Origin of the sequence: Microcoleus sp. AT3-D2 (assembly GCF_036705715.1) — a bacterium.
In the GTDB taxonomy this organism is placed as follows: domain Bacteria; phylum Cyanobacteriota; class Cyanobacteriia; order Cyanobacteriales; family Microcoleaceae; genus Microcoleus.
This window is the reverse complement of the sequence record NZ_JAUBVE010000013.1, coordinates 39,580-58,918: the sequence shown is the minus strand read 5'-3', so window position 1 is coordinate 58,918 and position 19,339 is coordinate 39,580. Positions and strand designations below refer to the sequence as shown.

General features: G+C 45.0%; 13 protein-coding genes. 7 read left to right on the top strand and 6 right to left on the bottom strand.

The genetic code is table 11. From position 1 onward, the window contains the following. Nucleotides 1–80 precede the first annotated feature (80 nt). Nucleotides 81–3,461: a maltose alpha-D-glucosyltransferase gene (treS, locus tag QUB44_RS08235; RefSeq protein WP_333365403.1), complete on the bottom strand. Its 3,381-nt coding sequence runs from the start codon at nucleotides 3,459–3,461 to the stop codon at nucleotides 81–83. 481 nt (nucleotides 3,462–3,942) lie between these two features. Between treS and QUB44_RS08230 the strand changes: the two genes are divergently transcribed. Continuing rightward, entirely contained in the window at nucleotides 3,943–4,173 is a 231-nt protein-coding gene (locus QUB44_RS08230; protein WP_333365399.1) for a photosystem II protein, Psb35-related, read from the top strand. Between the two features lie 141 nt (nucleotides 4,174–4,314). On the opposite strand, the gene QUB44_RS08225 is transcribed toward QUB44_RS08230, so the two are convergent. Beyond that, nucleotides 4,315–7,278 (bottom strand): AAA family ATPase, encoded by a 2,964-nt coding sequence (locus tag QUB44_RS08225; RefSeq protein ID WP_333365397.1) that lies wholly within the window; start codon nucleotides 7,276–7,278, stop codon nucleotides 4,315–4,317. A gap of 275 nt (nucleotides 7,279–7,553) precedes the next feature. On the opposite strand from QUB44_RS08225, the gene QUB44_RS08220 reads away from it, so the two are divergent. The 3 genes from QUB44_RS08220 to QUB44_RS08210 all read left to right on the top strand — a co-directional run bounded on the left by QUB44_RS08220 (nucleotide 7,554) and on the right by QUB44_RS08210 (nucleotide 12,034). Beyond that, nucleotides 7,554–8,969, top strand: coding sequence for an MBOAT family O-acyltransferase (locus QUB44_RS08220; RefSeq protein ID WP_333365394.1), 1,416 nt, complete (start codon nucleotides 7,554–7,556; stop codon nucleotides 8,967–8,969). 5 nt (nucleotides 8,970–8,974) lie between these two features. Beyond that, nucleotides 8,975–9,982, top strand: coding sequence for a DUF459 domain-containing protein (locus QUB44_RS08215; RefSeq protein WP_333365391.1), 1,008 nt, complete (start codon nucleotides 8,975–8,977; stop codon nucleotides 9,980–9,982). Nucleotides 9,983–10,258: 276 nt separating this feature from the next. Beyond that, nucleotides 10,259–12,034: a hypothetical protein gene (locus QUB44_RS08210; protein ID WP_333365388.1), complete on the top strand. Its 1,776-nt coding sequence runs from the start codon at nucleotides 10,259–10,261 to the stop codon at nucleotides 12,032–12,034. Between the two features lie 108 nt (nucleotides 12,035–12,142). Here the strand turns inward: QUB44_RS08210 and gloA are convergent, their stop codons facing one another. From gloA to QUB44_RS08190, 4 genes are all read right to left on the bottom strand, one after another. Then, a complete protein-coding gene (gene gloA, locus QUB44_RS08205) occupies nucleotides 12,143–12,571 on the bottom strand; it encodes a lactoylglutathione lyase (protein WP_333365384.1) in 429 nt (142 codons plus the stop codon). Between the two features lie 110 nt (nucleotides 12,572–12,681). Next, nucleotides 12,682–13,194 (bottom strand): cupredoxin domain-containing protein, encoded by a 513-nt coding sequence (locus QUB44_RS08200; protein ID WP_333365381.1) that lies wholly within the window; start codon nucleotides 13,192–13,194, stop codon nucleotides 12,682–12,684. Between the two features lie 19 nt (nucleotides 13,195–13,213). Then, entirely contained in the window at nucleotides 13,214–15,469 is a 2,256-nt protein-coding gene (locus QUB44_RS08195; RefSeq protein WP_333365379.1) for a heavy metal translocating P-type ATPase, read from the bottom strand. Between the two features lie 36 nt (nucleotides 15,470–15,505). Next, nucleotides 15,506–15,700 carry a heavy-metal-associated domain-containing protein gene (locus QUB44_RS08190; RefSeq protein WP_333365377.1) on the bottom strand — a complete coding sequence of 65 codons (195 nt, stop codon included), beginning with the start codon at nucleotides 15,698–15,700 and terminating at the stop codon, nucleotides 15,506–15,508. A 322-nt stretch (nucleotides 15,701–16,022) separates the two neighbouring features. On the opposite strand from QUB44_RS08190, the gene QUB44_RS08185 reads away from it, so the two are divergent. The 3 genes from QUB44_RS08185 to QUB44_RS08175 all read left to right on the top strand — a co-directional run bounded on the left by QUB44_RS08185 (nucleotide 16,023) and on the right by QUB44_RS08175 (nucleotide 19,325). After that, nucleotides 16,023–16,742, top strand: coding sequence for a DUF305 domain-containing protein (locus QUB44_RS08185; protein ID WP_333365374.1), 720 nt, complete (start codon nucleotides 16,023–16,025; stop codon nucleotides 16,740–16,742). 347 nt (nucleotides 16,743–17,089) lie between these two features. After that, nucleotides 17,090–17,287 (top strand): hypothetical protein, encoded by a 198-nt coding sequence (locus QUB44_RS08180; protein ID WP_333365372.1) that lies wholly within the window; start codon nucleotides 17,090–17,092, stop codon nucleotides 17,285–17,287. Between the two features lie 193 nt (nucleotides 17,288–17,480). Beyond that, complete coding sequence (locus QUB44_RS08175) at nucleotides 17,481–19,325, top strand: efflux RND transporter periplasmic adaptor subunit (protein ID WP_333365369.1); 1,845 nt, start codon at nucleotides 17,481–17,483, stop codon at nucleotides 19,323–19,325. Nucleotides 19,326–19,339: the final 14 nt, after the last annotated feature.

Sequence of the window (19,339 nt, the reverse complement as noted above, 5' to 3'; positions counted from 1 at the left end):
CGTGACTTTCCAGCATCTCGCTGTTAATTGAGGAACTAAAAAGTCACGCACCCTAACGAGTATAGATAAACCCGCCCTTATTAATTCAGCAATTGTAGAATCCGCTGAAGCGGAATTTCCGCCCAATCCAAGCGGTAATTCAGTTCGTAGGCTAGCTCGGCAACCGCTTTTTCCAAAATGTAAGCATCCAGCAAAACTTGTAGTTCCGGTATAGATTTGGGCAAGAAACTTGCATCGGCTGCTGTTACCAAATAGCTGTTAAGGAAAGTGAGGCTGACCCAGCGGTGCCAAACGTTCGCCCACTGCTGCATCTCCGGGAGATTTTCAGGGCGAATCATGCCGCTTTCTACTTCATTGCGGAGTGCCAAAGTAACAGCGTAACTCAAAGATTGCAGCATTCCCGCAACATCTCGCAGGGGCGACCTCTTCATCCGCCGCTCGCTTAAGGGTCGATCGCGTTCTCCTCCGAAATCAATAATTACGAAGTCTTTGCCTGTATAAAGAACTTGCCCAAAATGAAAGTCCCCGTGACAGCGAATTCTATCGGCGGTGATTCTCAAGTTCAAAATAGACTTGAAACGTTCCATGAGCAAATCTTCGCGGTTGAGGAGCGTTTGCGCCGATTTTTGTATTTCTGGCGGCAGTTTGGACAGCCGTTTTTTTAGCTCCAGCAAAGTTCTTCCGGCCAGATTTCTCATGTGTTGATAAATGGAACGCTGGTAAAAGGAGGTGAAGCTTTCAGGGGCAAAAGCGGGATTTTCTGTGTCAGAAGCTAAAGCGAGGTGAAGTTCGGCTGTCCGCTTACCTAAAAGTTCGGCTGATGCTAAGTAAGAGCCGATGAGTTCGCGAGCTAATGGCGGAATTTCTAGGGATAAATCCGCTACTAGCGAGTTTGGCTGCCGCTGCGTTTGTCCGGTCAAAGCGCTCGGTAAATAATTTTCGGGGGAAATAGATAAATTTTCGCCGGAATGCTTTGCTTCTACTGTCATTACTTGCTCGAAATAGTCACGCAGTGTGTCTAATGTATAAGACCAAGCATCTACGCTGTCGGGGATTAATTTTTGTAGGATTCCGACTGTAAGGACTTGTTGTGCTGGTGTGTGATATTCCAATGCTCCGGTAATTGGAGCGTAGTGTTGGATCGAGTTGCGCTCTGTTAAAAAGCGTCCGATTTCTAATTCAGGGTTAATTCCTTCCTCGACTTTTCGCAATATTTTTAGGACGAAGCGGTCGCCGTAACCTGCAGATGTATTGCTTTGTTCTTTTTTGAACAGGTGAGGTTCGAGCTGCGCTAACTCTTCTTCTGATTTGAATGCACTGTCGGCAATTCCTAGCAGTTGACCTGCCACACCTGTGTAACTGCGAGAATTGGCGATCGCCCCCAGCAGCGAGCTCAGAAAACCTTTCTCCCCAGCAGCATCAAATAGTATGCCGACTTCCTTGTTGGTTTCTGGGAAGTGCAGGCGCGCGATCGCCCGATCGTCCACATCACCTTTCATCTCTTCCCAACCTAAAGGCAAAACGTAAGTTTCCGGCATACCTTCAGTATAATTCAACAGCAAGAACAGAATGTAAACTTGAGATTGCTCCCCCGCACTATCTTTACATTCAACTGGTACAACATCACTTATTTCTAATGATTGAATTGTCCTGTCTGTACCGCTATACCAGCGATGGCGTCGCAGGTATCCCGGCAAAAGATTGAGCAGCATATCGCTTAACTGACTTGTAGCAAAAGCAGTTTTCCAATTGCCAATCACCGCTAAACTAGGCAAGTCTGTATGATGACCGTGCGACGAAAAATCTTCATTTTTAACAGTAAGAGTAAACCAGTAAAACGTGTGAGGACTCAAGCACAAAAAGTAAGGCAACTCGCCAACAGGAGGAAACTCCGTGCGGCCGAAAATCTCCACGGGAACAGCACCTTTAAAAGGCGCAAGGTCTAATTCTGCCGTCTGGACGAAGCGCGACAAATTAGCCACTACGAGGATGTGTTCGTCTTGATAAGTGCGTACAAAAGCTAAAACTTTGCGGTTTTCCGGGTACAGAAACTCGCAAGTCCCGCGACCGAATGCTTGGAAGCGCTGCCTAATTGCAATTAGGCGTTTCATCCACCACCAAAGAGAACTCGGATTCGCCCGCAGCGCTTCCACGTTAATAGATTCGTAGTGATATTCAGGGTCAACAATTGGCGGTGCGTACAGCCGCTGCGGGTTAGCACGGCTGAAACCGGCATTGCGATCGCCACTCCACTGCATCGGAGTTCTCACCCCGTTGCGATCGCCCAAATAGATATTGTCTCCCATGCCAATTTCATCGCCGTAGTAAAGCACCGGCGTACCCGGAAGAGACAGCAGCAAAGCATTCATCAACTCGATGCGGCGGCGGTTATTTCCCATCAAAGGAGCCAAGCGGCGGCGGATGCCCAAATTAATTCTCGCCTGAGTGTCTTGAGCGTAAACCCGATACATATAATCTCGGTCTTCATCACTCACCATTTCCAGCGTCAATTCATCGTGATTCCGCAAAAATAATGCCCACTGACAGTTATTGGGAATATGCGGAGTTTGCTGGAGAATGTCGCTAATTGGGAAGCTATCTTCCATATGCAAAGCCATAAATAAACGCGGCATCAGCGGAAAATGAAAGTTCATGTGACATTCATCCCCATTAGCGTAATATTCAACCGCATCCTCGGGCCACTGATTCGCCTCAGCCAGCAGCATCCGGTTCGGGAATTTCTCATCTACGTGCTGCCGCAATTGCTTCAGGAATTGGTGAGTTTCTGGCAGGTTTTCGCAGTTAGTACCTTCGCGCTCGTACAGGTAAGGCACCGCATCCATCCGCAGTCCGTCTACTCCCAGTGCCAACCAGAAATCTACCACATCTAAGATGGCTTGGCGGACAGCCGGATTGTCGTAATTCAGATCTGGTTGGTGGGCATAAAAACGGTGCCAGTAATAAGCTTTTGCTACCGCATCCCAAGCCCAATTAGAGGTTTCAAAATCTTTGAAAATAATCCGAGCATCTTGATATTTTTCCGGCGTGTCGCTCCACACATAAAAATCTCTTTCGTTACTGCCTTTCGGGGCGCGGCGCGCTCGCTGAAACCAAGCGTGCTGATCGGAAGTGTGGTTGACAATCAACTCAATAATGACTCGAATTCCCCGCTCGTGCGCTGCTTCTAAAAGGTCTTTAAAATCCTCTAATGTGCCGTAAATCGGGTTGACCGTAGTATAGTGAGATGTATCGTAGCCGTCGTCTCGGAGCGGCGAGGGAAAAAATGGCAGTACCCAAATAGCTGTTACTCCCAAGTTTTGCAGGTAATCCAGTTTTTCTGTCAGTCCTCTAAAGTCGCCGATGCCGTCTGCATTGCTGTCGGCAAAAGCCCGAACTGGTACTTCGTAAATAATCGCGTCTTTGAACCACAAGGGATCGTCATTTAACATTGAGTTTGCCATGATTTTTAGCGATGATTGGTAATTGGGAATTTGTACTTAAAATGTAGTAATTGGGATTTGTTAGTTCAAACCCAAACTGATAAATCATAACTTATAATTTGACCGCGATCCTCATGCCAGCGGCAGACTTTTAATCGTAATTTATTAACGCAAAACTTATAATTTCTTAACTATAAAATCTCAACAATCTATTTTGCTATTTTGGATACAGTTCGCAATCCGGGTACTGTGCTAGCTACCGATGCGCGGTGCACACCCTACCAAGGCGTGTCAACTTAAGCCTGAAACCCCTCTGTATCTCTCGCTAGTAGCCCAGTCTAGATCCCTTGTTGACACTAAGCACACCCTACAGACTCAGGATTAGGTGCGGTATTTACTACCTGCCGGACGGTTGCCACGACATTACAGTACCTTGACGTTGATTACTAATTTTCGTTACATTAGTTTACATAAAGCAACAAAAGTTAAGGAAAAAGCAAATATGGCTATTGTAATCGCTCTTTTAATCGTCGGTTGGGTCGCAGCCTCAGTAATTGGCACTCAAGCATATTTCCTCGGGGAACAGTCAAAGCCCATCCACGAGCGGAATTGGAACGATGAATCTTTTGAAAAATTGGCTGTAGCAGTCACAGCAACAGAGATGGATTACAGCGTTCGCGTTCCCGCCTACAGCATGGATGCTTACGGCAGCCGCACCATCTCGAATTCTTGATATCAAGTAACAGGTTTCACCATTTTAAATAACAGGCAGGATGCCTATTCCTAATTTTCAATAACAGACAGGATGCCTGTTCCACAAGAAAATTGATTGTGTGTGGAACAGGCATCTTGCCTGTTCCTAACTATTCGGCAACTACAAACTGTTACCTGTCAGCGCTGGGCGAGAATCTTTTTTGCGAAATTGCAAAGAGTTATTTTCGCAGTCGATCGCAATTGTATCACCCTCCACAAACGCATTTTCCAGAATCTTGTTAGCCAGCGGGTTTTCCAACTCCCGCTGGATGGCGCGTTTCAAGGGACGAGCGCCGTAAACCGGGTCGTAACCGACATCTGTGATATGGTTTTTCGCCGCATCCGACAGTTCCAAAGTGATTTTTTGCTCGGCCAACAAACGCTCGATCCGCTTGACTTGAATGCTGACAATTTGCCGCAGTTCGACCTTGCTCAAAGTGTGGAACAAAATTATCTCGTCCACCCGATTGAGAAATTCAGGCCTGAAGTGCGATCGCAGCGCTGTCATCACCCGTTTTAACATCTGTTCGTACTCTTGGTCTGTCTCCCGGTCTTGAGTCAATAAATTTTCATTTTCGCTCTTGTTTTCAGTCTTGTGTTCAGTCTTGTTTTCACTCTTAGTTACAGTATCAACATCGACTCGCTCGGCCGACACCTCAACGGTACCATCGGCAGCCACTTTATAATCTGTCTTTTGACTTGACAAATCTTTCGTTTCCTGCTTCCGACTCGCAGGTTTTTTGACGGTTTTTTCCTTCTTAGTAAACACGTCTAAAATGTGGTCGCTGCCGATATTGCTAGTCATCACAATTACGGTATTTCTAAAGTCAACCACTCGACCTTGAGAATCGGTAATTCTGCCGTCATCCAACACTTGCAGCAAAATGTTAAATACGTCCGGGTGCGCTTTTTCCACTTCGTCAAACAGCACTACCGAATAAGGATGTCTCCGCACAGCTTCGGAAAGTTGTCCCCCTTCATCGTAACCGACATATCCGGGAGGAGCTCCTACCAACCGAGAAACGCTGTGCTTCTCCATGTATTCCGACATATCGATACGGACGATCGCATCATCGCTGTCAAACAAAAACTCCGCCAAAGCCCGCGCTAACTCAGTTTTTCCGACGCCTGTGGGGCCCATAAACAAGAAAGAGCCGATCGGTCTTCCGGGGTCTTTCATGCCCGCCCTAGCGCGCCGAATTGCCGCTGCCACGGCTGTTACAGCTTCCTCTTGACCGATAACTTTTTGGTGCAAGTGTTTTTCCAATTGCAGCAATTTTTGGCGTTCTGATTCTAACAACCGATTAACCGGAATGCCCGTCCATTTAGCGACAATTTCCGCAATATCGCCCTCAGTAACTTTTTCCCGCAGCAGGGAAGAACCTTGAGCTTGCTGTTTCAAAAGTTCCGCTTCTTTCGCTTCGCGATCGCGCACCGCAGTTTCCAACTTCCCATACTTTAACTGTGCGGCTTTATTCAAATCGTAAGCCCTTTCTGCCTGTTCGATTTGGACTCGCAGTTGGTCTTCTTCTGCTTTCAATTTATTGATTGCATCCAACAACTGCTTTTCGCCCAACCACTGAGAGGACAATTTTTCCTGCTTGACTTTTAAGATGTCAATCTCAGATGTGATGCGTTCGACGCGGAAGCCGAGCCCAGGGGCGAGAGCACCTTTTCCTTCGCCTTCGATCGACAATTTTTCCATTTCCAACTGCATCACCCGGCGGTCGATTCCTTCCAATTCCACTGGTTTAGAGGTAATCTCCATTTTCAAATGGGCGGCCGCTTCATCTACAAGGTCGATCGCCTTGTCCGGCAAAAAGCGATCGGAAATATAGCGAAAAGACAAAGTTGCAGCAGCTACCAAGGCCGAATCAGTAATTTTTACCCCGTGGTGGCGTTCGTAACGGTCTTTCAATCCGCGCAAAATCGAAACAGTATCTTCAACGCTGGGTTCGCCGACAAATACTTGTTGAAATCGACGTTCCAGTGCAGGATCTTTTTCAATATTCTTGCGGAATTCGTCGAGAGTTGTAGCGCCGATACAGCGCAATTCACCTCTCGCCAACATTGGTTTTAACAAATTTCCCGCATCCATTCCCGAACCGGAACTGCCACCGCCACCAGTCCCGACAACCGTGTGCAATTCGTCAATAAATAGGACAATTTGCCCGTCGGAATCGATGACTTCCCGCAGGACAGACCGCAATCGTTCTTCAAATTCGCCCCGGAATTTTGCCCCAGCAATTAAACTGCCCATGTCGAGGCTAAATAGCTGGCGATTTTTCAAAGATTCCGGTACGTCGCCGTTGACAATTCGCTGGGCTAAACCTTCGGCGATCGCAGTTTTTCCGACTCCGGGATCGCCAATTAACACCGGATTGTTTTTTTGACGACGGGAAAGAACTTGTACCACGCGGCGGATTTCCTCGTCGCGGCCGATTACTGGGTCGAGTTTGCCGGCTTTGGCGGCTTCTGTCAAATCGCGGCCGTACTTGCTGAGGGCGTCGGAGTTAGCTTCGCCATCTTGATCTTGCGCTTTAGCGCTGCTGCGGCTGCCTTTCCCGGTTTCGGAATTTTTTTCTTGGGCTTTAGCGGTGGCGCGGACTAATTTGATTGCTTCTTCGAGTTTTGGTCGATCGAGTGTACCGGCTGGGGGTTTGCGATCGTAACCTGGGCGGCCCGGCGGCCCGTCGCCTTTTGTCAGCAACCTGCGGCCGACTCGTTCGTCTTCTACTAAACCAATTAATAAATGTTCAACGGCGATAAAATTATCTTGCCAAGTCGCCCTGGTGGCCTCGGCAACATCTAACATCACTTCTAAGCCGCGGCCGAGGTATAGTTGGTCAGCGTTGGCAACTCTGGGCTGTCGTTTGGCAAAAGCATCTAACTGCTGGGCAAAGCGGGCGACATCGACTCCAGCTTTGCTGAGAATGCTGTTGGCCTGGCCTTGCTGTTCGAGAAGGGCGATGGCTAAATGTTCAACCTCTAGCTGCTGATTGGCAAAGCGGCGGGCTACATCCTGGGATTTGACAATGGCTTCCCAGGCTTGATCTGTAAATTTGCTAGGGTCTGTTGGCTGCACGTTGGTTCCTCGCAATCAAGGGGATTCCTGTTGTTATCCGTTAATACATCGTCTCATAACCATCATAATCTTTAAACAGGATTATGAATTTATGAGTGCGGTTAACTAAGGCGGAAGTTATAACCTAATTGACCTGTTGCAAAAGCTTACAGTCGGCAATCCACCCCGAAATTGGGTGCGTTCAGACCGACTCTGTCGATTCCCTTCGGGATAGGTTCGCTGGCCGTACTTATAAAAATATTGCCAGAATCAAGATTTTTTAGCAACTGAAATTTATGCTATTTCCCACTTACCAATTTTTAGTATTTTTCCTAATTGTTTTTAGCCTGATCGTCTCGGTGAAACCCCAAGTAGATTTGTATAAAATTGTTTTGTTAGTTTCGAGTTTATTATTTTATTCCTTTTGGAGTTTAGACTTTCTATTGCTGCTTATTTTATCGACACTCTACAATTATATCATTCTCCGGGTTCTCTGCAACAGTAAGTATAAAAAAATTGCTTTAATCTCCGGTCTAATTTTCAACATTGGCTATCTCGGCATCTTTAAATATTGCAACTTCTTTGTAACTTCTTTATTTGAGGTACTGAACCAGCTACAAATTCCAGCCAACTTTCCAGTTTTGCAAATAATCGCCCCCGTCGGCGTGTCTTTCTACACTTTTAGAATGATTTCTCATTTAATCGACTGCTACCAGCAAAAAATCCCTTGTCCAAAATTTGTAGACTATGCCACCTACATTACCTACTTTCCCCAAATTGCCTCCGGGCCAATCTCGCGAGCTCGCGAATTTTACTCGCAGTTAAATTCACCTAAAAAATACGACTATCAAATCGAAGAAGTTATAGTCTTGATTTTGTCGGGACTATTCAAAAAATATACTTTATCGAGCTTTTTGTTTAACTTCACTCAACTGCCATTCACAGTCCCCCAGCAGTATAGCAGCATCGATTTAATCCTCGCGGCAATTTCCTATTCCTGTTTAATTTACGTAGATTTCAGTGGCTACTCGGATTTAGCCAACGGCATCTCGTGTTTGCTGGGTTTTAAACCCATTGCCAACTTTAATATGCCATACCGATCGCTCAGCCTGCAAGAATTTTGGAAAAGGTGGCACATCAGTCTTTCCGAGTGGCTGAGGGATTACGTTTACTTTCCCTTTGGCGGCAACAAATACGGCAAGTTGAGGAAGTACCTCAATCTCTTTTTAACAATGGCGATCGGTGGATTGTGGCACGGCGCAGGTTTAAACTTTATTTTCTGGGGAGCAATTCACGGTTTAGGATTAATTGTCAACCATTTATGTAAAGATCTCCCCCAAGCTATCCACTTTAAATTAGACTATGCCTTTCCCAGATTGGCTAAATTTTGCAGTTGGCTGCTAACATTTACTTTTGTTACTTGTAGCTGGGTATTTTTCGGCACTCCCAACTGGGAAACGGCGGTGAGTTTTTTTCAAGGAATTGTCAATCCTGCGGTAGCCACTTTTCAATTTAACTTTTGGCAATTGTATTTAGTAATTGCAGTCATTGGCGCTATCAACTTGTGGGGCGATCGCATCTCCGAACTATTGCAAACCGTATTGTCATTAAAAAACATTTTTTTTCGGGTTGTCTTAGTTTCGCTGCTCGTGTATACTATCTTGATGTTGGGGCCAAGTACCATGCCGCCTTTTATTTACTTTAATTTCTAAGAAATATGAAAGACCGGGAAATTTTGCTGATTGTTACTTCTGTAATTCTCACTTTAATATTTTCAAACTTATCATTATTTCTAAAAAGCTTTGCTTCAACTCCTTTCGCCAGTGCAGAAATCAAAGAAGCAGCGCGCCAGATCGAAATAGACGGTTTCAGAAAATCAGAACAAGATTTTTGGAGCAAAATTAAAGATATTAACTTCGATAGCCTCCCCAAAGAAGCAGAAATTCCTCCTGTCAAAACCGAAACAAAAGCTGCCGTTGAACCCCCAAAGCCTGCTAATCCTCAAAAACAAACTCCAGTTAAAAAACCAACCCCAGTTAAAAAAACAACTCCAGCTAAACCCAAACTGACCATACCTTATCGCAAATTTTTATTTATTGGAGATTCGGTAATGTTCGACTTAGGAATTCAACTCCAGTACACTCTTAAGAAAAAATACAATATCGCCGATACCAAAATAGACTATAAGGTCTCGACTGGATTAAATCGGATAGATTATTATGATTGGTATGCCAGAACTCGCCAAATTCTTAATAATTACCAGCCGGATGTAGTGATAGTTTTGTTCGGAGCAAATGATCGTCAAAATATCATTGATTCTCAAGGAAAAGGCCGCGCTGTCCTGACCAAGGAATGGCAAAAAGCTTATCAAGAAAGAGTTGAAAGATATGCCAAGTTACTGGATTCGTCATCCGTCAGAAAAGTGTATTGGGTCGGTCAATCGATCCCTAACAAATCTCCGTATCTCAAAGCTTTTCCCATCATGAACGATATTTATAAAAATGCCAGCAAATCTTCATCCAAAATCGAATTTATTTCTACTTGGGACACTTTTGGAAAAGCCGGAAAATTTGTTCCTGTAATGGCTAATAAATCTGGTAAGCGAGGCTATGTAAAAAATAATGACGGCTTGCACTTTACATCCCACGGAGCTCAAATTATCAGCGACTTAATCGTTGACAAAATGGTGAGCGACAAAATCTTAAAAGATCCGACAAAAAAATGACTTTAGTAGGTTGAGTTTCGTGGCAAAATCTAAAAGTGTGACATTTGACCAATTATTGCTAAATAATATATTGAGTTCGGGACGCACATTGGCCTTGATCAACTAGGTTTATAGGAAAAATCTAGGCTTGAGTTATAATAAACTTACTCGTGAAACCGGGTTGATAACTCCCTATGCGTCCAAGACTAATATTGACAAAAAGCCATAGTAAATGTAATGCTGAATTCAGCATCCAACAACGGCCTCCATATCTAGCAATTGTCATGGCGACAAATTATGACGAGCAATGTGTGGAAACTCGATCGCACTAACATCCCTGAGTCAAGGGGGTGCAGCGGCACAGCACTCATCTTCCTTCTCACTAAATATACTCAACCTTGGCAAAGAATAAACCTAGTTGAAAAATTCCTGCAACAGTGCGGCATCGAGCCTTTTGCTGAAGTTTTGGGCGTACCCAACAGCGGAATATTCAGAGAAAATATACCGCAAGCCGTCAGAAAACCGCATCCGAATTTGCTATTTCGGGCTTTGGCAATTCAGGCATTGGGGAATGTGCGAGAGGGGCTGATATCAAGTGAGAGAGAAGCTAGAGCAAGTGATTTTAGCAAAAATCTGCTGGCGGCGTTAGAACAGGAAGCGCGAGGGGGAGCGACTCCTTTAATTCGGTGGTCTGCGGCTGTTAGTATTAAGTCAATTTGGTTGGATGAAGCAGGCCAATGGCAAGGCAAGGAAGGTGCTGTCAATGCCACAATCAATGCAGAGGAAATTGAGCGACGGGTTGTAGAAGAGCAAATTCAACTATTAGCAAGCAACAAAATTGCTTTAGGTGACAGCAGCAGACATGACAGCCACAAGGAATATGAGAATTGTCTCGATTTTTGGGTGTACGGCCCTAGCTGGCTGCTGCCCAGTCTGCCAATGGATTGCGAAGAATATCTGTTTTGGATCGATCGAGTATTTGCTGCGATCGCACTTACGGGCCCGTACAAATTGAATGCTGAAAACGATGCAGCGGTAACAAACTTTTTGGAAGTTGCAGAAAATAATTTTAATGACTGGGAATTCTCTAAAATACTTGCCAAAATTTTTGAGTTCCTGCACCACCCGGAAGCGAAAGTAAAAAATTTAGCTACAATTATTTTAGAACCTTACAAAGATAAGCTAGACCGAAAATCGGCGCAGATTATGACAGCGCTGGTATATAAATTTAAGGTAAAATATCAGCCCTTAGAATGTCTGACTCTTCCCGAAATAGAAGAGTACAAAGCGTCACTGTATTTCGGTCAAATGGAAATTGACGACTTGTATGGTGAGGCTTTGTCGCTGTGTGGCGATCGGGATGTCGAACTCGCAAGTTTATTGTCAGCTACACAAAGGGAATCCCAAAATACTCTAGAGGAGCATATCAACAATCTCAGCAAGTTAGTTAAGTCAATCATAAATTGCCAGAGGTTGTTAGATGCTAATAGGGAACTTTTGTATTTGACTGTAGATCGGCTAGAAAAATGGGATTACACTCTAGACAATAAACTGGCGGCGCACCGCAAACAAATCCAAAACCTGAGCTTGGATAAAAGTACATCCGAGCAGTGCATAAACCTGGACAATGAACTCAATTATATCAGAGATGCTTTGCAGCATACTTTGTATGAAATCACCTCAAATATTAACAGCCAAATTAGAGAGTTAGAACTTTCTGCGTCCAAAAATAGCAAGACTGCAACAGATATGTTTAAGTGGACGTGGCTATTATTCAGGGTGGGGTTTTCAGTAGGGCTGTTTTTGTATTTATCGGATTTAGTGATTAAGTGGATATTCGCGGTCAGCTACACAAGCGAATTTTTAGTTTATTGGACTATTTTATTTAGTGTGATAGTAGTATTTTTGCTAGTATTATCTGTATTTTTTTCTGGGATCGCTGCTTTAAACCAGCGCCGAGAATCTAAATTACTTCCAAAATTTGATAGCTTAAGCCAAATAGGGAGCAGTTTTTCTATATTGTGGCAAAAAATTTATTTGCAACAGTTTGTACCGTCGGTGCGATCGCATTAAAAGTTTCAGTTGACAGTTGACAGTTGACAGTTGTGGGTACGACTGTTGTCAAAAGGAAAACGGAAGAGGGAAGATAGTTTTTCCTTCCCCTTCCCCCTCTTAAGAAATTTAGGATGCGGTTGTTGCTGCTACTTTCTGGGTGCTGCTACCTTGATTTGCCAGTTGAATTAATTCAACTTTATATCCATCTGGATCTTGCACAAAAGCGATGACAGTTGAACCGTGCTTCATCGGGCCGGGTTCCCGAATAACTTTACCGCTGCGGGCTTTAATTTCTTCGCAAGTACCGTAAATGTCGTCAACGCCGATCGCAATATGACCGTAAGCATCACCCAAATTGTACTCTGTGACGCCCCAGTTGTATGTTAACTCCAAAACTGTAGTGTCTGATTCATCGCCGTAGCCCACAAAAGCCAGAGTAAATTTACCGTCTGGATAGTCCTTTTTCCGCAGCAATTTCATGCCCAGAACCTCGGTGTAAAATTTGAGGGACTCTTCCAGGTTGGCGACTCGGAGCATCGTGTGTAGTAGTTGCATTTAGCTCACTCCAAATTTTTTAAGCTTTAATCTATTTTAGCGATTTCTTGCTGAAAAAACTCGCGCCTCAACCGTCGCAATTGCCACAGGTTGATAACTGTCTATTTGATTTAGCTTTGTACTTCCACCACACCCCTAAACATATTCATGCCGCAAGTAAATAAGTATCGTCCAGGTTTTTGAGGGGTGAATTCAACAGCCGTCACCTGATTTAGAGGTAATTCGCGCACAATGTGAAAATCTGGTAACAACACTTTTTCCAGACAACTGTTGGGGTCGCGCCTCAAGAAATTGAGCCGGACTAATTTACCTGCTTTCACAACTACAGTGGCAGGCTCATAACCCCCGTCTACAGTAATAGTCAACTCTTGTATCCCCTGAATATATTCAGCTTTCTGCCCTTTAGCTTTACTGAACAAAAACCACCACAATTCCAAACCTATTAATGTCAAACCACCTATTGTTACGCCAACTTTTAAACCTAGTGGCTGTTCAATGCTGCGGAATTGAGTCGTTGAAGTAGAATGCGGGACGGACATTTCGGCAGCTTGAACTCCCGATGCAATTCCCATCACAAGTCCTAAACTCGCGAGACTTCCCCAAAATTGACGATGGTGTAACATTTTTCTCATTCCTCCAAATTTATGCACTAGATTTGGCTTGAAAGTTCCGTAATCGCAAAGCATTAGTAACTACAGAGACTGAACTGAAAGCCATTGCTGCACCGGCGATAATTGGATTTAGCAGCCAGCCAAAAATGGGGTACAAAATTCCCGCCGCGATCGGTATTCCAGCGATGTTATAAATAAACGCAAAAAACAGATTTTCGCGGATGTTCCGCATGGTGGCGCGGGAAAGCTTAATTGCTGTAACTATGCCTTGCAAATCTCCTGAAATTAAGGTAATGTCGCTGGCGGCGATCGCCACATCTGTGCCGGTGCCGATCGCAATTCCTACGTCTGCTAAGGCCAAAGCCGGTGCATCGTTAATCCCGTCTCCCACCATCGCCACAATCTTTCCTCCCCGTTGCAGGGCTTGAATTTGAGCTGCTTTTTGGTCGGGTCTAACTTCCGCAAAAACACGAGTAATGCCCACGGATTGGGCGATCGACTCCGCAGTCGCGCGGTTATCCCCCGTCAGCATCGCCACCTCCAAACCAAGTTTTTGAAGTGCTTTCACCGCCTGCGCTGACGATGGTTTGAGAGCATCCGCAATGCCCAGAATTGCCTCTATTTTGCCTTCTACAGCCATCCAAACAACCGTTTTGCTCGCAGCTTCCAAAGCTCTCGCGCGCAGTTCCAGATATTCAGTATCGCAGCCTAGTTCCTGCATCCACCTCAGCGTTCCCAAGACGATCGACTTTCCGCCTACAACCCCGCGCACCCCACTCCCCGCGATCGCCTCAAAATTCTTAACATCCGTCAAATTTACCTCTTGGGATTGAGCATATCTAACAACAGCTTCCCCCAAAGGATGCTCCGAATTTCGCTCTACTGACGCCGCCAATTGCAGCAACTTTAACTCATGGCTGTTCGCCGTTCCTTTAATTGTCACAAAATCAGTTACAGTCGGCTTGCCTTCTGTGAGAGTTCCAGTTTTATCTAACACGATAATTTGGATTTGGTGAGCCAATTCTAAACTCTCGGCTCCTTTAATTAAAATCCCGTTTTCTGCACCTTTCCCAGTTCCCACCATCACAGCAGTCGGAGTCGCCAAACCCAAAGCGCAGGGACAGGCAATAATCAGCACTTCCACCATCGTCACGGTGGCGAGAGTGAAGTTTCCCGTCGCGTTAAACCAGATAATGAAAGTAGCTAAAGCGACGGCAATTACTATGGGAACAAACCAACCAGTTACTTGGTCTGCTAACTTTTGAATCGGTGCTTTTGAACCCTGTGCATCTTGCACCATCTTGACAATTTGCGCTAAAAATGTATCTTTGCCAACTCTTGTCGCCCGAAACTTGAAGCTGCCAGTTTTATTAATTGTGGCTCCGATAACTTCGTCGCCAAGCTGCTTTTTGACAGGCAAACTTTCTCCCGTAACCATTGCTTCGTCTACCGTCGAAGCACCCTCAATTACATCTCCGTCTACGGGGATTTGCTCTCCCGGTCGCACCTGCACGATGTCGCCAATCTCCACTTGGGCGATCGGCACTTCCAACTCTTCCCCGTTGCGAATTATCCGAGCAGTTTTTGCTTGCAAACCCATGAGTTTGCGAATGGCTTCGGAAGTCTCTCCCTTCGCCCGATTTTCTAGGGTTTTCCCCAACAAAATTAAGGCAATAACGCTGGCGGCAACTTCGTAGTAAACGCCAGAATTTAAACCTTGGGCTGTGAATAAGCCTGGGAAAAATGTCACAAATACAGAATAAAAGTAAGCAGCACTTGTACCCAAGGCAATCAGAGTATCCATTGTCGCCACCCGCCGTTTTAGGGATTTCCAAGCTCCCACATAAAACGATTTCCCGCACCAAAATTGTACGGGGGATGTCAGGACTAATTGCAGCCAATAATTGTGCAGCCACGCGGGAATAAATGGCAGGTGCAAGCCGGTCATCGCTGGAATAGCGCCCACAACTAGCAGGATGCTGATGATACCTGCTGTCCAGAGTTTTCGCTGCAAGGTTTGAGATTCAGATTTGCGATCGGCTTGTTCGGAATCATCCTCTGGCGCCGCCATTTCTTGAAGCGGCAAAGCTTCGTATCCCGCATCGTCAACCGCCGATTGAATAGTTTCTAAGTTGGTTTGCTGGGAGTCGTATTGGATGGTTGCTTGTTCCATCCCAAAATTGACATGACACTCAAGTACGCCGGGAACAGATTGAATGGCTTGTTCGATAGATGAAGCACAAGAAGCACAACTCATGCCCCGCAATCTAAGTGTGAGATTATCCATATATGCCATCCTCAATGAGACATTTACCCTTTGTCTTTAAATAGTTGGATAGCCCGCCGATGCGATCGCTTTCCTAACTTCACTTTCTGACTTAGCTGTTTGAATCGTGACCAATTTTGTCTTGAGATCGGCCTCAACTTTTGAGGCTGAGTCAATGGCTTGGACTGCTTTTGTGATTGTAGTCGCACAAGCAGAACAAGCCATCTTAGGAACTTTTAGCTGTAAAGTCATAATTTCAACCTCAGCAGAAACTACTCTGCTCAATCAATGAATTAACTCCATTGTAAAGTCTCCAGTCCACAGGAGAGTCAAGGGGAATTGTAAAATAAATCAGGAATTATGAAAAAAGTGGTTTGACACGCTACCCATAGGCGTAAGGCGCGCACTGCGTACCCTACATAATCAGGTTCAAGTGAGTTCTGTAAATCTTAACTTTGAGTGCGATCGAGGGCAGAGCAATAATTCTTTACAAGTTCACCGCAAAAATTTCATCCTAATTTCATTTATATGTGAAAAGCTGAAGATTAATGGCCGTTTTAAGGATATAAGCTCTATGAAACCAATTTCATTGAAAACAGGCTTTGCAGCACTGATGTTGACCGCCACAGCCGCTTTAACCAGTGGAGTGCTTGCAGCTTGTTCAAAAGCCCCCTCCAGTGAAACTCAAGCCCCAAACGTTACGGCTGCAACCGAAGCAAACAACAAGCAAAACGTGGCACAAGGCGGCGGCATGGGTGGTATGAATCATGGCATGAATCACGATATGTCAATGGATTTAGGCCCGGCTGATGCCGACTACGATTTGCGATTTATTGATGGGATGACAGTACACCATCAAGGTGCTGTAAACATGGCTCAAGATGTGCTTAAACAATCCAAACGCCCGGAAATGAAAAAACTTGCCACTGATATAATTGCTGCTCAAAACCGCGAAATAAATCAAATGAAAGAGTGGCGAAAAGCTTGGTATCCCAAAGCCAGCAGTACGCCGATGGCTTATCACGCTCCCATGGGTCACATGATGGCCATGACTCCAGAACAAATGCAAAGCATGATGATGAGCATGGATTTAGGGGCCGCTGACGACCAATTTGACTTGCGATTTATCAATGCGATGATTCCCCACCACGAAGGAGCTTTAGTGATGGCTGAAGATGTTTTGAAGAAGTCGAAACGGCCGGAAATGAAGAAATTAGCTCAAGAAATTCTGACTTCGCAAAAGCAAGAAATTGAGCAAATGAAACAGTGGCGGCAGGCTTGGTACAAACAGTAATTTAGCTCACCTAAAAAAACGTGACACAAATCCACAACAGGAGTGACATGAATCACAGTAGGTCAATAGTTCAGGAAATACTTGCTTCACAAAGCCCAGAAATTGAGCAAATGAAAAAGTGGCGACAACCTTGGTAGACAAAGTAATGTAGCTCGACTGTGGCTGTCAGCATTTGTCTGACTCCACCTCAGTTTCTTGAGAGTACCTACACATACTGTAGATAATTGAACCGCCCTACCTCTAAAGTAGTAGAAAATTACGTAATAATACTGTAGACAATGGATCAGCCCTACCTCTAAAGTAGTAGATAAGTCAGCAAAAAGCTATATAGATAGAGAGGGTAGTTTATGATATTGAATAGCTTGGAATTAAACACCACTTATAAATCAAATGCAGCCGTAGATGAGCTACTGAGCGCATTGACAAAAGAAATTGCAGCGCCAGAAGAGATAAACAAAACGGAAAAAAATCTACAGCAAAATCGCTTGTCATTAGGCGCAACTTATATGGGTATTTTAGCAGCCGGTGGGCATCTGGGCTGCTGATGCGAAATTTCATCCTAATTTCATTTGACCGTGAAATACTAGGTTGAGTAGAGCATTTCTAGCTCTTGGTCATTGCTTAGCGGTCGCTTCTTGGAAAATGCTAATAAGTAACTTTACTTAATGGGTATCACTTACTTACCTTGGCAAAATACCAACTGCTAAACCTGTGGCACTCAACCTGATTTCAAGGATAATGCCAACGATGATATTTCACAAATATGCTCAATCTCCGGCAATTATTAGCAGCTTTTCTGGAACTTTGTTCAGCCTAATTTTGCTAAGTTCTCCGGCTGTCGTTTTGGCACACGCGGGACACGGAGATGAATTTCACCAAAGCGGCGAAACAACTCAAATTCCAGCCACTATTTCTGTTGATGCGGAAACATCGAAGCGGATCGGAATTAAAGTTGAGTCAGTGAAAGCTCAGCGATTGGCTGTGGGCATTAAAACTACCGGACAAATTGAGACTTTACCCAACCAAAAAGTTGAAGTTCGGGCTCCCGTCAGCGGCACAGTGGTTGAGTTGCTAGTTAAACCGGGTGACAAAGTATCAAAAGGTCAACCTGTTGCTGTTTTATCCAGTGCGGAATTAGGGCAATTGCGCGTGGAATCGATCGCGAAACGAGCCGAAGCTGAAGGGGATTTGCAGCAGGCGCAGGGTGACTTTAAGTTAGCTCAAGAAAATTACGATCGCCAACTTCAAATATCTGCAGCAGAAATCGCCCAAGCCCAAACCCAATTGGCAGCGGTAACTAAGCAGTACCAGCAAGAACAAGAATTAGTAAACAAGCGTTCTGTTGTGCAAGCCGCTAAAGAAAACTATCAGCGTCAAGTTGAAATAGCGCAAGCCGAAATAGCGCGGGCAGAAACGGAATTAACTATTGCGAAAGAACAGTTCGATCGCGACAAAGAATTAGTGGCATCAGGGGCGATCGCGCGGCGCACAATGCTGGAATCGCAAGCCCACTTCGCCGAAGCCAAAGCCAATGTTGCTAAGGCAAAAAGCCGTCCTGAAGTTATCAAAGCCGAAACCGAAATTAAACAAGCCGAAGTAGACCTCCCTATGCGGGAATTGCGGGAATCTCAAGGCAGAGTAGCAGAAGCAAAAGCTCAACTTACCAGAGCTCAGAGTCGCCGGGAAGTCCTAGAAGCCGAGAACCAAGTCAAACGCGGCAAAACTGCCGTCGAAGTCGCTCAGTCGCGCATTCGCTTGGCTGACGCAGCCTATCAAGCGCGGCTGCAACAATTAGGAAGTGCTGCCAACGATCGAGGACTCGTTACCGTAGTTGCTCCGATTTCCGGGACGGTAGCCGATCGCGAAATCACTCTCGGAGAATCAGTAAACTCGGCGGAAAAACCGCTGATGAGTATCTTAAACGACAGCAGCGTTTTTGCCACAGCAAATATTTACGAAAAAGACCTGAATCAAATCCAGTCTGGTCAAAAAGTCAGGGTAAAAATTGCTAGTTTCCCTAACCGCACTTTCACCGGAATAATTAACTTAATTGGCTCTGTGGTAGAAGGTGAAAGCCGCGCTATTCCTGTAAAAGCGGAAATTGATAATAGTGATGGTGTCCTCAAACCGAATATGTTTGCCGAATTAGAAATATTAACCAGTCGAACTACAACACCAGTTCTTGCAATTCCTACCTCAGCCATTGTAGAAGCTAATGGGAAGCAGTTGGTTTACCTGCAAAATGGCAATGCTTTTCAAGCAGTTGAAGTTACTTTAGGTAATACTTCCGGGGATTTAATTGAGGTGAAAAGTGGCTTGTTTGAGGGAGATTTAATAGTTACTCAACGCGCTCCTCAACTTTATGCTCAATCTTTGCGAGGTGATAGTAAACATTCAGAATCGGAGGAAAAAACGGCATTAACTCCCAATGGAACAGAGGCTAGTTTTAATAGTTTTCCAATGCCTCTATGGTTGGCGGGAGTAGCAGGAGGAACAATCTTATGTACTGTAGGTTTCTTAGTTGGGGTTGTGGCTGGTCGTCGCAAGAGCGATCGGAAAGTGGCGGGAACTAATAAAGTGTGACAATTAGCCTTAAT